The organism is Streptacidiphilus sp. MAP12-16, assembly GCF_041262165.1.
Taxonomy (GTDB): Bacteria; Actinomycetota; Actinomycetes; order Streptomycetales; family Streptomycetaceae; genus Streptacidiphilus.
The window spans coordinates 323,948-337,137 of record NZ_JBGCBY010000007.1 but is presented as its reverse complement, the minus strand read 5'-3'; the positions used below and the strand labels follow the sequence as shown (position 1 = coordinate 337,137).

The 13,190-nt window shown below is 68.9% G+C and carries 10 protein-coding genes and 1 pseudogene; 4 read left to right on the top strand and 7 right to left on the bottom strand.

Annotated features, from left to right (window positions below; genetic code table 11):
* Both ABIA33_RS12275 and ABIA33_RS12270 read right to left on the bottom strand, forming a co-directional pair.
* The coding region (locus ABIA33_RS12275) for a hypothetical protein (protein ID WP_370080391.1) at positions 1-418 on the bottom strand (418 nt) is incomplete at its 3' end.
* An 11-nt stretch (positions 419-429) separates the two neighbouring features.
* On the bottom strand, positions 430-1,911 hold the full coding sequence (locus ABIA33_RS12270) for an IS701 family transposase (RefSeq protein WP_370080389.1): 1,482 nt from the start codon (positions 1,909-1,911) through the stop codon (positions 430-432).
* Between the two features lie 1,660 nt (positions 1,912-3,571).
* On the opposite strand from ABIA33_RS12270, the gene ABIA33_RS12265 reads away from it, so the two are divergent.
* The 3 genes from ABIA33_RS12265 to ABIA33_RS12255 all read left to right on the top strand — a co-directional run bounded on the left by ABIA33_RS12265 (position 3,572) and on the right by ABIA33_RS12255 (position 4,576).
* The gene (locus ABIA33_RS12265) at positions 3,572-4,000 is read left to right on the top strand and encodes a peptidoglycan-binding protein (RefSeq protein ID WP_370080387.1); all 429 of its coding nucleotides are present in this window, start codon (positions 3,572-3,574) and stop codon (positions 3,998-4,000) included.
* A gap of 135 nt (positions 4,001-4,135) precedes the next feature.
* Positions 4,136-4,282 (top strand): hypothetical protein, encoded by a 147-nt coding sequence (locus ABIA33_RS12260; protein WP_370080385.1) that lies wholly within the window; start codon positions 4,136-4,138, stop codon positions 4,280-4,282.
* A gap of 69 nt (positions 4,283-4,351) precedes the next feature.
* Positions 4,352-4,576 carry a hypothetical protein gene (locus tag ABIA33_RS12255; RefSeq protein ID WP_370080383.1) on the top strand — a complete coding sequence of 75 codons (225 nt, stop codon included), beginning with the start codon at positions 4,352-4,354 and terminating at the stop codon, positions 4,574-4,576.
* A gap of 1,035 nt (positions 4,577-5,611) precedes the next feature.
* Here ABIA33_RS12255 and ABIA33_RS12250 read toward each other — a convergent pair.
* The 4 genes and pseudogenes from ABIA33_RS12250 to ABIA33_RS12235 form a co-directional block, all read right to left on the bottom strand.
* Complete coding sequence (locus ABIA33_RS12250; RefSeq protein ID WP_370080381.1) at positions 5,612-6,250, bottom strand: ester cyclase; 639 nt, start codon at positions 6,248-6,250, stop codon at positions 5,612-5,614.
* A 259-nt stretch (positions 6,251-6,509) separates the two neighbouring features.
* Positions 6,510-7,007: a MarR family winged helix-turn-helix transcriptional regulator gene (locus tag ABIA33_RS12245; RefSeq protein WP_370080379.1), complete on the bottom strand. Its 498-nt coding sequence runs from the start codon at positions 7,005-7,007 to the stop codon at positions 6,510-6,512.
* A gap of 183 nt (positions 7,008-7,190) precedes the next feature.
* Complete coding sequence (locus ABIA33_RS12240) at positions 7,191-7,463, bottom strand: hypothetical protein (RefSeq protein WP_370080420.1); 273 nt, start codon at positions 7,461-7,463, stop codon at positions 7,191-7,193.
* Positions 7,391-7,806, bottom strand: a pseudogene (locus ABIA33_RS12235) (pirin family protein). Before ABIA33_RS12235 ends, ABIA33_RS12240 begins: the two are co-directional and overlap by 73 nt.
* A 299-nt stretch (positions 7,807-8,105) precedes the next feature.
* Between ABIA33_RS12235 and ABIA33_RS12230 the strand changes: the two are divergent.
* Positions 8,106-8,987, top strand: coding sequence for an NAD(P)H-binding protein (locus ABIA33_RS12230; RefSeq protein WP_370080377.1), 882 nt, complete (start codon positions 8,106-8,108; stop codon positions 8,985-8,987).
* A 121-nt stretch (positions 8,988-9,108) separates the two neighbouring features.
* On the opposite strand, the gene ABIA33_RS12225 is transcribed toward ABIA33_RS12230, so the two are convergent.
* Complete coding sequence (locus tag ABIA33_RS12225; protein WP_370080375.1) at positions 9,109-13,113, bottom strand: glycoside hydrolase family 3 C-terminal domain-containing protein; 4,005 nt, start codon at positions 13,111-13,113, stop codon at positions 9,109-9,111.
* Positions 13,114-13,190 lie beyond the last annotated feature (77 nt).

The following is a 13,190-nucleotide window of genomic DNA, read 5'->3' as shown; positions in this document are numbered from 1 at the left end:
CGTCAACAACCACGACGCTCACTGCCACCAGCCAGGACTGGACGCAGACACCGCGCAAGCCCGCACGCAAGGCAGCGAGCCCGTCAACAACCACGACGCTCACTGCCACCAGCCAGGACTGGACGCAGACACCGCGCAAGCCCGCACGCAAGGCAGCGAGCCCGTCAACAACCACGACGCTCACTGCCACCAGCCAGGACTGGACGCAGACACCGCGCAAGCCCGCACGCAAGGCAGCGAGCCCGTCAACAACCACGACGCTCACTGCCACCAGCCAGGACTGGACGCAGACACCGCGCAAGCCCGCACGCAGGGCAGGGAGCCCGTCAACAACCACGACGCTCACTGCCACCAGCCAGGACTGGACGCAGACACCGCGCAGGCCCGCACGCAGGGCAGGGAGTTCGTCGACGGCCATGGCGCTCACTCCTACGAGGCAGAGGGCTGGACGGAGGCCGGGCGCAGGCCGGCGCCCGGCGCGCGGCGCGCGCCCAGGTGCCCGGCACCGGGCCGCGCCGCACCACGCACCGCACCCGGGTACGCACCCAGATGCGCGGCCGGGAGCCCGGCCACGTACGCGCCCGGATACGCACCCGCCCCCGGATACGCGCCCGGGTGCGCGGCCGGGTGCGGGGCGGGGTCGGCGCTCTGGGGCGGGCGCAGGCGCGCGTAGCGGCTCTCCTGGACCTGCGAGAGCAGGCACACCGCGTGGGCGATGGACACCAAAGTGGCGTGGTGGTGCCAGCCGCGGAAGGAACGCCCCTCGAAATCGCTGACCCCCACCCTCGCGCTCACCTCACGCTGGTCACGGTGGACCTGCCGGGTCAACTGCGCGGTACGGAACACCTGCGCGGCAGGCTGGTGGACCGCATTGGACAGCCAGAACTCGGTAGGCCGCGCACCGCCCCGATCACTCCACGCCCCCAGCAACAGCAACCCGGGCCCGGTCGCCGGGCCCGCGCCCGCCACCGGCGGCAGGTGCACCGCCACCGCCGCCACCGGCGCCACCCGACGCCGGTGACGGGCCGCGTCCATCCACTCCACCGGCCGCCCCTGACCACGCAGCGAATCGACCAACCGGCGCGCGGAGACCCAACCGCCACCGAACGGCACCTGACGCGGATCGGCCGCCGCCACCGGAAACGACCCACCCACCCGCAAAACGAACGGCACCCCCGACCCGTCCAACACCGCGGCGACCTGCTCCAGGTCACCGTCACCCACATCCATCAGCACCGGACGCGCACGCGCACCCCACGCGCGGGTGACCTCCAACACCTGCGCCAACGCGCCCTGGACCGGCGAACACCCCTCCACATCCTCAGGAATCCCCACCCGGCTGCGCCGCCCCGGATCAGCAGTCCACGCATCCGGCAACGCCAGACCCCACTCCACCGGAAAACTCGCCTCCCGGCACACCATCCACACCCCGTAGGCCTGCTGACAGTTCGACACCCGCCCCAGATGCGGCACGAACTGCCGCTCCACCCCCACCGAACGACCCCCCGCCTTGGGAATGAACAACCTCTCCACCACCCACGCCAACGGCTCCACCCGCTGCTGCAGATACCCGGCCAACGACCGGCGCACCGGCCTCCAGTCCCACGGCGACTTACTGATGAACTGCTGCAGACCCTGCTCCGCACCCACACCCGCACCCGCCGCGATCCGACGCATACTCTTGCGCCCCTCCACCGTCAACAACCCACGCACATACACCTCAGCCCAACGCCGCTGATCACTACGCGCCAACGACCCGAACACCACTTGACACAAGTCACCCAAAATGTCAGGCGAAACCCAACCCGGACCCTCCACCGAAGACCAGCCATCAACCACAACAACCCCCCGGCACCCCAACCCACAACCAACCCCGACCGAACCCACCAACACACTCCATGACACCACCATAGACACCCCCACCACCCCCCAGTCAACTCACAGCAGACAAATTGTCATCCAGACAGTCAACCACGAGAGCGGAACACACCACTCCACCCGGGAACAAGGCCCCGACCCGAAACCGACACCAACAAACACACAAGAACACACCCCCAACAGCCGACCACACGCGCAGCGGCCGGCCGGGCACCAGACCCCGCACCCACCAGCCCCCCAGCGACCCGCCGGCCGGCGGCTGGTCGGCCGGCCGACCGGCCAGCCGCACCGCCACCCAGCCACCCGGCCACGGCACGGCCGCCCACCCGGACACCACCCAGCCGCGCACGACCCAAAAGACCCGGAACCCATGCCCCACAGGTCATTGGGCTATGCAGCGTGAGGGGATGCAGCCACCGCAGGAGCACCACAGGCAGCCGCGGGACCCGCACAACAAGCCCGGCGCCGCGCCCGGCCGCCACCGCGAGAGACGCAGCAGTGCGCGAGTGCCTGCAGGAGACCGGCGTCAACACCGTCCCGCAGCGGCTGACATCCATAGACGCCGCGCCCCCGCCCACCTACCCCAACGGCGATCAGGCCCAGTACCCGCGAACCCGCCCTCCGCAGCCGCGCCACAGGCGGCCAGGCCCGGGCCAACGACGCGGAGGCTGTGGAGGTGGCCTGGCACCCGCTCGCCGATCTGCCTGTGCTGGACGCACCCGATCAGCGCCGGCTCAACCACGCCCCGCCACTGCACCGGCCCAGCAGCCTTTCACTTTCACCCCCACTCCCGGGACTGCGCCCGCTGACTGACTGGCGGTCCGAACCGGCAGAACCCGGTGGTGAGCTGATCGTCGAGGGTGGCACGGGACGGGCGTCGCGGGCACGCGGACGGTCAAGGAGCAGCGGTCGGTGCCGGCGTGCGCATTCGCGTGCCCAGGCCCGCCGATCAGCAGGCGGCGCTCGCGCCGCTGGAGACGGTCGACACGGCAGACCTCGACGCCGTCGCCTTGCCCTCCGCTGTGCTCACGCACAATCGGCGCCTTGATCCGAGGTTCGCGATGAACGGGGCCTGGGTGCCCGAGCACCGCCGTCTCGGGGTGCTCGGACCGGTGATGCCACTCCCCCGCCGAACTGGATCCTCAACACCTCCACGGTCGGCGCCGAGTACCACAGACACCCTGCGGCTCGGCCGCGGATCCCGCTCCGAAGCGTCTCAGTCCTCGCCCCGCACCAGTGGCTGCCGAGGCCACCGGGACGTCCCCACGCGAGCAGTACAGCGCAACAGCGTCCACCTTGAACTGCGGCAGGCAAGTCCCTCCTCGCCCACGAGGACTCCGTACGTCGTCTCAAGATTTTTTTCTTGAGCGTCTCAAATAGCCGGTCAGCGCCTTGAGACAGTGGGACAGGCGACGTGGCATGCGGCCACTCGTTGCGTCGGGGCCGCGCGGTGCACCAGTCTTCTGGAAGACGTCAGCGATCGTGTGCTGCCGCGGACCATCACCGCTGCTCCGGGCCGCCACAACACGCCACGACTCTCCGGCAGCCCGGGACACCGGACGGCGTTCGCCCCCCGCATCACTGCCAGCGTCCGATCAAGCGCCCTCTCCCCTACGCGGGAGAGCGGACCCAAGCCAGATTGCGTCCGACCGGCAGACCCCCCGGTCGATCCCCATGCACCAAGGAGAAACACGTGGGCATCAAGAACAACATCGCCAAGAGCGCGGCGGCCGCTGCCATAGCGGCCACAACCCTGGTCAGCATGACCGGCGCCGCCAACGCCAGCACCAACGCCTCCGACATCGGCGACGGCTACCCCAACAACACCCACGGGGTGTGGTGCCTTCAGGAGAGCCTGAACTGGTTCCAGGCCCACTCGAACGACAAGCACCAGTACCCCTATGCCATCTCGAACCTCGCCCAAGACGGAATCTGGGGCCCCCAGACGAAGCAGGCCGTCACCACCTTCCAGAAGGACCTGAACAGCGGCCCCGGCGGGGGCCTGGCCCTCAGTGAAGACGGAATCGTGGGCCCCCAGACCGGGAACGCCGTCGTCGCCTACGGCGACACCGGCTACACCTTCGGCTACTGCTTCCAGTACCTGCCCACCCTCTACAACTGACATCAAGTCATGCCCCGCACCACTTCCCACACGACCCGGCGAGCCCGGTCACCCCTATCACGCCAACCGCTGCGACCAAAACGAATTCGACGGCCAGGATCGCAAAACCGGCAACAACCCAACGAGGGACAAGACTTGAGCATCAAGTCGAAGACGACCAAAAGCGCCGTGGCCCTGACACCGGCCGGGTCGGCCCTGTTCGTCCAGACGGGACCCGCCAGCGCTTCGAGCAGCGCCCCCTACACCGGCGACGGCCACACGAACAACACCCACGCCGTCTGATGCCTCCAAGAGAGCCTGAACTACTTCGAGAGCCACTAGTCCGACACCCTGGACGGCCCTATGCCGCACATGAACCCGACGCTGTCCCAGGACGGCCTCTGGGGGCCCGACACCAGGGCCGCCGCGGTCGCCTTCCAATACGACGCCAGCAAAGCCCTGCAACTCCAAGGCATCACCATAGACCGCGCAGTGGGCCAACACACAGGCGACGCAATCGTCGAACTCGGCGACTACGGCTACACCAACCCCAACAACGGATACTGCTTCCAGTACCTACCCACCAGCTACAACTGACCCCCCGCACAGCCGGGGACCAGCTACAACTGACCCCCCGCACAGCCGACCGAACCGACACCGCCCCACACCGCAGCCACTGACTCGCCGCTGCCAGGACCACCGCGCCACAAGAGACAAAACACCGCCTCACTACAGCCCCACACCCGGCCCGGACCAGCACCACAACCCCCGACGCCCCGTCACCACACCGCCGACAGGGCGACACCACCCGCAGAGCGCAACACTTGAGCGCGTAGGGCGTCTTGAGCCGTCGAGCCGACCCAAGCAGCCAAGAACCCGCAGCAGCACCGCCCCCTTGCCCCGAACGCGACACACCGACACACCCTGACCCACCACAACACCCGCGCAGCCCCGACCGCACCAGAAATCCCCTACGAGACACACACCACCACCACCACCCACAACGAAACCGGGAACACCACCAGCCGCCCCCCGATGAACCCTCCGAACCAGGCCACCGCCAAACCCAACAACTGCCCGCCCACCGACCACACCACCGCCTCCCGGCCCCATTCGCCCCCAACCCGCACCACACCGTCCGCACCGCCCACACTGCCCCCCCACAGCCCACCAGGACACTCGACTGCGTGGGTGCAACTACGGTGACGGAAGCCCGCTGCCCCTCGTCGCCGCTCAGCGAGCCCAGCGCATCGACGAACCGTTCCCCGGCGGCCGGAGCTACCACCAGATCTTCAGGGCCACCGACACGTTCCTCCACGGCCTCGCCGCCGGATGGGACGGCAGCAGAATCCTGGTGATCGCCCACTGAGCCAACCGACGGGCACTGGAACACCTGCTCACCGGAGGACCGTTGGAAGACGTCCTCGACTCGCCGCCCGCCCAGCACCCAGGCCGGCACTACACACCGCCTGCCGACCGGCCCGCCCCAACCCGGTGAACCTAGCGGTCAGAGCACTACCGTCCCCCCTCGCCGGTCTCACAGGCCTCGTACACCCGCAAAGCTGACGCACCGCCATAATCACAGGCAGCCGAACACCAAGATCCCAGACAGAGTCAAGCTCAGAGTCAAACTTATCGGATCCAGGGGGCCCTGTAGGTGCCGGTGTCGGCCAGGAAGGCGGTGAAGTCCTCGGCGGCCCACTCCTCGGCGATCTTGCCGTGGTCCAGCCGGTAGAGGTCGGTCGCGTCCCAGCGCACCGCTCGCCCGCTGGCGGGGATGCCCAGCAGAGGCCCGGTCTGCGTGCCGGTCACGACCAGTCGGACCACCACCTCGTCGCCCTGGCCGACGATGTCCTGCTGAGCGGCGTGCAGGTCCGGGAGCGAAGTCACCACGGTGGTCATCAGACCGGTGACGTTGTCGCGTCCGGCGACGGTGCCGACCGTGCCGCCGTGCCACTGCATGTCCGCGGTGAAGTACCTCGCCGCATGGTCGCCGTGGTGTCCGTTGAGGACGTCCCGCATGAACGCCTCCACCACTGCCTCGTTGGCCCGGACTTCTCCGGACTCCCGGGCAGGGAATGCTCCGGCCGTCCGTCCGGCGCTCTGGGTGCTGGTCGTCTGTGCGTTCGCCGCGGAGCCCGTGACCGTCAGGCCGCCGACGGCGACCGCGGCCAGGGCCGCTCCCAGGGCGATGCGTTGCCGCTTGTTCATGACGCTCTCCTTGGTCCTGCTCCCCGGTGCCGGGTCGCTGATCCGTGTGGTGCGTTCCATGTGCTCGGCGTGCGGCGGCGTGAAGCCTTCCGGCCCGCAACCGCCTGCCTCGCCGATAACTTTAACACTCAAGTCATATGAGAGCGCAAGAGCTCGACCAAACCCTGACTATCTAGTTCAGCGACGCCATGGCCGCTTGCTTCAACTTGACTGTTCATGTAAATGCAGCTTGCTTCGGTCACCCGGACGACTCTGCGCAGGCAGTGGGAATGACGGGGCCCCGCCGCACGGGGTGCGGCGGGGCCCGATCGGGGCTGTGTCAGCGCGCCGGCGAGTCGATCCGTTGCACGATCCGCTCGGCGTCCTGGCCGAGTCGGCGCAGCCGCTCGGCGGACAGGCTGTTGATCACCAGGTGGCGCACGAACGCCACGTGGCCCGGCGCGGCCTCCTCCAACTTGTGCATCCCGGCCGGCAGCAGGATGGCGTTGGTGAAGCGCCCGTCGGACGGGTCCGGTTCGCGCCGCAGGTAACCGCGCGACTCCAGGCGTTTGACCAGGTGGGACAGGCGCGACAGGGACGCGCTGGTCCTCTCGGCCAGCTCGCTCATCCGCATGGTCCACTCCGGCGCCTCGGCCAGCATCGCCATGGTCATGTATTCGATCATGCTCAGATCGGCGTCGCGCTGGAGTTGGCCGTCGATGGCCCAGGGCAGCCGGGTGATCAGCCGGACCACCGACAGCCATGAGCTGAGCTCGCCCGGCGTGAGCCACAGGTCCCCGTGGTCATCGGTCTGCGACGCGTGCTCGGTCGTGGTCATTTGGCGAGAGTACCAGTCCCTTCTGATGTTCTGCCTCGGGTGGCAACTTTAACCGTCAACCTGAAATCCGCGATCCCCTGCGCTCCTGGGCATTGGTCGCCGGTGGGTGCCTGTTCGTCAGTTGACCCTTCAAGGATACTTGGCCGGACGTCGGCCCGGCCAGCGTACTGTCGGCCGCGACTCTCAGTTCGCGAGATCGGCGTGCATCTCCCAGACGAGGATTCCGGCAGGGGCGAAGGCGCTAACCCGCTGACCGCCGGTCGCCGTGAACCGCGCGGCGTCGCCCGCGGCAAGCGCGCCGGCGCCTTCCAGGTCGACCGAACCGCTGGTGACGAACATGTGCAGGTACGGCACCTCAGGCAACTGCACAGGCTGTCCGGGGTTCAGCCGGGCCGCGTACACGGCCGCACGACGGTTCCCGAAGCGGACGGCGGCGGCACCGTCGTGCTTGGCCATGCCGGAGGCCACGGCGACCAGGCCGAGTGCAGGATGCCGGCGCCGGCGCTCATCCGCTGAGCGAGGCCCGGGTAGATGACGCCGCAGTTGCCGGTCGAGTCCTGATGCACTCGAGCACCCAGGTGACGATCTCCATGTCCTGATGCGGATGGGTCTCGAAGCCGGTCCCCGGCTGAATGACGTCCTCGTTGTGGACCAGCAGCAGGCCGTGGTGGGTGTTGCCCGGATCGTAGGGCTGCCCGCCCACCCAGAAGGAGTGCCTGCCGTGCAGCCAGGAGAGCCTGGCCTCCGATCGGTCGCCGGTGCGGCGCACGTCGACCAGTGGTGTCTGTGTCGTGCTCATGGGGCGCATCCATTCCGATTGCCAGTGGGGGCAGATGGGCCCGGACTGCGGGCAGGGCGGGGCAGATTAACATGAATATTCAAGTTGTCCAATCGATCTTGCATCGGGCTGATTGGCGGTCTGTAGTGCGTGAACCGCGCGTCGACGTAGGACGCTCTGAGTTGACGATTCAAGTCAGATGGGTCTAGGGTCGATTTGTGTGCATGTTGGAACCTCGTCACCAGGTACGTCGGTAAACCGAAGAGCGGGCGCCGCCACGGTCGCCCGCACTGACGATCAAGACAGGAGGCCAGCCGGCCATGAAAATCACACTCACCGGAGCAACAGGGTTCATCGGATCGCACGTCCTCACCGAACTGCTCGACCACGGCCACCAGGTGACCGCGCTCGTTCGCGACGCCGCCCAGGCGGACGCGGTCGCCGCGAAGGGCGCCACCTCGGCCGTGGTCGACCTCTACGATCGGCCAACGCTCGTGCGCCTGCTCGGCGACGCGGACGGGGCCGTCCACACCGCCAGTCCCGGGGACGCCACGAGCGCGGACCTGGACTCCGCCGTGGTCGACGCGGTGATCGACGCCTACGCCGGCACCGGCAAGCCCTACCTGCAGATCAGTGGCCTGTGGGTCTATGGCGCCAATCCCTCGATCAGCGAGGAGTCCGCCTTCAATGCCCCCGCGCTTGTGGCCTGGAAGGAGCCGATCGAGCGGCGGGCGCTCGAGGCGAAGGACCTGCGCACGGCCGTCATCGTCCCCGGCGTCGCCTACGGCGACGGCGGCGGAGGGATCCCCGGGCTGCTGCTCGGCTCGCCGCGGGACGAGGCCGGAAATTTGATCATGGTCGGCACCGGGCGGCAGCGCTGGTCCACCGCGCACGTGGCCGACCTGGCGGAGGTCTTCCGGCGGGTTCTGGAGGACGACTCGGCGCGTGGCTACTACGTGATCGGCGACGGCCGGAACCCGACGGTGGCCGAGCTGACCGAGGCTGCCGCTGTCGCCGTCGGCGCCGCGGGAGCGGTCCCCGGCTCCGACGACGAGGCGCGGGCGCGCCTGGGCGACTACTTCGCCGAAGTCCTCCTGCTCGACCAGGCCGCCGTTGCGACCAGGGCTCGGACCGAGCTGGGCTGGTCTCCGTCGCGTCCGTCGCTCGTCGAGGAGTTCCGCAACGGCAGCTACCGCAGGTGACCACGCCCGGGTCGGGCGCCGATGCGCAGGACCCGCTGCGCGCTCCGATCATGGTGCCCCCGGCAGGCCGGGGGCACCATGATCACTGCGAGGACGGTCGCTCAGTTCACTGCACGACGGATCACCGCACGACGGACCACACGAAGGTGGCCGTACCGGAGACTTGCGCCTGGTCGGTTGCCGTCACGGTCACTGTGTAGGTCCCAAGCGTGCTGCTGGAACCGGAGATCGCGCCGTTGGACGCGATCGCGATGCCCGGTGGCAGCCCGGTCGCGGTGAAGGTGAGGGACGCCGCCGCATTGGAGTCCACGGCCTGCACGGCGAAGGAGACCGCCGCGCCCTTCGGGCTGCTGTAGCCGAACGGGTTGACCACGCCGACTGTCTCCGCGCCCGGCCCGCCCGAGTTCGGCGTGACGTTGGCGCTGACCGCGGTGTTGGCCAGGGAGACCCCCGCGCCCGAGGCACCGGCGGCGATCTGCCCGGTCAGGGTCTGGGCCAGGGTGGTCGAGCTGGTCAGGGGCAGGTTGTCGGACGCGTCCCCGACCTTGATCGAGTACGTGCCCGCCTGGGCCTCCCACTGGTTGTCCGTCGACGACCAGGAGGCCAGGTCGTGGACGGTCAGCGGGAAGGTGACGGTTGTGCTCTGCCCGGGGTTGAGGGTGACCCGCTGGAAGCCGCTGAGCTGCTCCGGTGGGTCCTGGCTGGCAGCAGGGTCGCCGACGTACAGCTGCGGCACGTCCGCGCCGGCCACCGCCCCGGTGTTGGTGATCGTCGCGGTCGCGGTCGCTGTGCCGTTGGCGTTGAAGGCGCCGACGTTGAGGTTGGAGAAGGAGAACTTCGTGTAGGACAGCCCGAACCCGAACGGGAAGGCGGGGGTGATGTTCTGGGACTGGTACCAGCGGTAGCCGATGTTCACGCCCTCGCTGAAGTTCACCCCGGTCGAGGTGCCCGGCCACTGCTCGGTTGTCTGCGCCGGGACCTGGCTCAGGGCGGCCGGGAAGGAGACGGGCAGCTTGCCCGACGGGTTGGCGGTGCCGAAGATCAGCGCGGCCATCGCGGCGCCGGTCTCCTGCCCGCCGTACCAGTTCTCGAACACCCCGGCGACCGAGTTGAGCCACGGCATGACCACCGGCGAACCGCTGTTGATCACCACGATGGTGTGCGGGTTCGCCGCGGCGACGTCCGCGATCATCGTCTCGTCCGTGCTGGACAGGTTGAGCGTGGTCAGGTCGCTCTCCTCGCCCTCCGGCGCGTTGACGTAGATGATCGCGTCGGTGGCGGCCTGGGCCGCGGCCACGGCCTGCGGGATGTCGGTGGTGCCGTTGTCGTTGCCCTGGGTGTAGGTGACCTTGACGTTCGGGCCGGCCGCGTTCTGGATGCCGGTGATCGGCCAGATCGTGTTGGAACTGGTGACCGTGCCGCTGCCGCCGCCGGCGAGCTCCACCCCGGCACCGCCGTCGGTGCCGATCACCGCGATCGACTCGTTGCCGTTCGGGTTGAGCGGCAGCAGGCCGTTGTTCTTCAACAGGACCGAGCCCTCCTCGCCGAGCTGCAGCGCGGTCTGCTGGTGCGCCGCGGAGGTGACGGTGGTGGAGAGCGAGCCGGTCTGCGGATTGTCGAACATCCCGAAGGCGAACATCTCGGTCAGGATCCGGGCGACGTTCGCGTTGAGTGTCGCCTGGCTCAGCGTGCCGGCGGTGAGAGCGGCGGACAGGGCGGCGGCATCGGAGAACGGCATCGCCACGTCCATGCCTGCCTCGGTTGACGGGACGCTGGAGTAGTCCGCGCCCCAGTCCGAGGTGATAAAGCCGCCGAAGTTCGCCTCGCCGTCGAGCCCCTTCTGCTGGATGTCGGCGTTCTGGCAGGAGGCAGCCCCGTTGACCACGGCGTAGGAGCACATGAACGCGGCCGGCGCGGACTTCTCGATGGACGACTCGAACGGCGCCAGGTAGAGCTCCTCGAGTGCCTTCTGACTGACGGTCTCCTTGTTGCTGCCGTTGGGGTACTGCTCCTGGTCGTAGGCCGCGGTGTGCTTGACCATGGCCATCACGTCCTGGCTCTGCAGGCCCTGGACCTCGGCCGAGGTGATCTGGCCGGCCAGGTACGGGTCCTCGCCGTAGGTCTCGTAGGTCCGGCCCCAGCGCGGGTCGCGGACCAGGTTGGTGGTCGGGCCGAGCGAGACGTTCACACCCTTGCCGGCGAACTCGTTCCCGATCGCCGAACCCTCCTGCTGGATCAGCGCCGGGTCCCAGGTCGCGGCGGCGTTCTCACCGTCCGGGAAGGCCGTCACGCCACCGGTCCCGTCACCGACCCCGTTCGGGCCGTCCTGCATGTTGGTCGGCGCGATGCACAGATTGGGGATGCCGGGGATATGGCCGATGTAGGACGAGGTGCCGTCGCCGGCGACCAGGCTGAGTTCCTCCGACTGGTCCATGGTGTTGAGTACCTGCTGGACCCGCTGGGCGACCGGCGCGGTGGAGCCGACCCACGAGCAGGTGCCATTGCCGCCGTTGCCGTTGCCACCGGTGACCGGGGCCACGGTGGTCAGGCCGTAGACATCGAACTCGAAGATCGAGTAGCCGAACTGGGTGGCCCGCGCCGTACCGTACACGCGGATGTAGCGGTCGGTCGCCAAGACGGATATCGACTGCTTGCCGCCGGTGCCGGTCGTGGTGGAGTAGACCGAGGTCCAGTTCGAGTTGTCGTTGGACACCTGGACCTGGAACGCCGAGGCGTACGCGTCCTCCCACAGCAGGTTCACGCTGCAGATCTGCTGCGGGGAACCGAGGTCGACCTCCAGCCACTGCGGGTCACTGGCCGCGCTGGACCAGCGGGTGCCGGGGTCGCCGTCGGTGGCGTCGGCCGCCGGGTAGTTGGTGGCGTCCTGGGTCGAGGAGGCCGTGGTCGGCTGGTCCAGCGCGAGGTCCTGCGTGCCGCAGTACTCGGTCGGGCCGCCGCCACCGCCACCCGAGCCCTGGGTGAAGGCGAGGTAGTGGAGGTTCCAGCCGCCGGCGTCCTGGTCGACGGTCAGCGTCTGCTGACCGGCCGTCAGGCTCAGGCTGGCGGTGACCGTAGTCCAGGTCTGGTAGCTCCCGGTGTTCGGCACGGCGACCGAACCGCTCAGATTGGTCCCGGAGGAGTTGGCGATGTGCAGCGCGTCGGTGATCGCGCTCTGCGCGGCCACTCGGAGACTCACCGTGTAGATCCCGGCGGTGGCCACTTGGACGGTGTACTTGAACCACTGTCCTGATGCGGTCCACCCCACGTTGTAGGCGCCACCGGCCGCGCCCGTGTCCTGCGTGTCCGCGGTGGCCTCAAGGTCCACCCCGTCGGAGCGGTAGCTGTTGGCGCTACCGTTGGTGGAGCTGACGTTGTAGGCCACTCCCTGACCGCCGGTGTCGTAGTTCGCCCCCTGGACCGTGCCCGGCACAGGGGCCGGCACCCCGCCGAACGGCTGGTCACCGCCAGTGCCTCCACCGCCGCCGCCCGATCCGAGGGTGAAGGCCAGGTAGTGGAAGTTCCAGCCGTTGGAGTCCTGGTCGACGGTGAGCGTCTGCTGACCGGCCGTCAGGCTCACGCTGGCCGTGACCGTGGCCCAGGTCTCGTAGCCGCCGGTGTTGGGGACGGCGACGGAGCCGCTGAGGTTGGTGCCCGAGGAGTCGGCGATGTGCAGCGCGTCGGTGATCCCGTACGGGGAGGCCACCCGGAAGGCGACGCTGTAGGTTCCGGCCGTGGCGACGTTGACGGTGTACTTGAACCACTGTCCCGCTGTGGTCCAACCCATGTCGTCGGTGCCGCCGGCCGGGGTGGTGTCCTGTGTGTCGGCGGTGACCTCCAGGTCGACCCCGTCGGTTCGGTAGCTGTTGGCGGTGCCGTTGGTGGAGCTGACGTTGTAGGCGACTCCCTGGCCGCCGGTGTCGTAGTTGGCTGCCTGGACCGTGCCCGGCACTGCGGCTGCGGTACCGCCGAAGGGGGCGCTGCCGGCGGCGTAGGCCGTGGTGTGCGCACCGGCGAGCGACAGGGCCAACAGTGCCACCACGGTCAGTAGCGCGCGGAACGCGGGCCTGCGGCGGGGCGCTCGCATTCTGCCGCGCGCCGGCGGCAACGGGTGGGAGAGAAGCCTCATGCCTGTCCGTACCTTCCTCTGTGGATCGATTCGGTCATGGGTGGGACCGGGGCACTCAAGGGCTCGCCAGGTGGTTG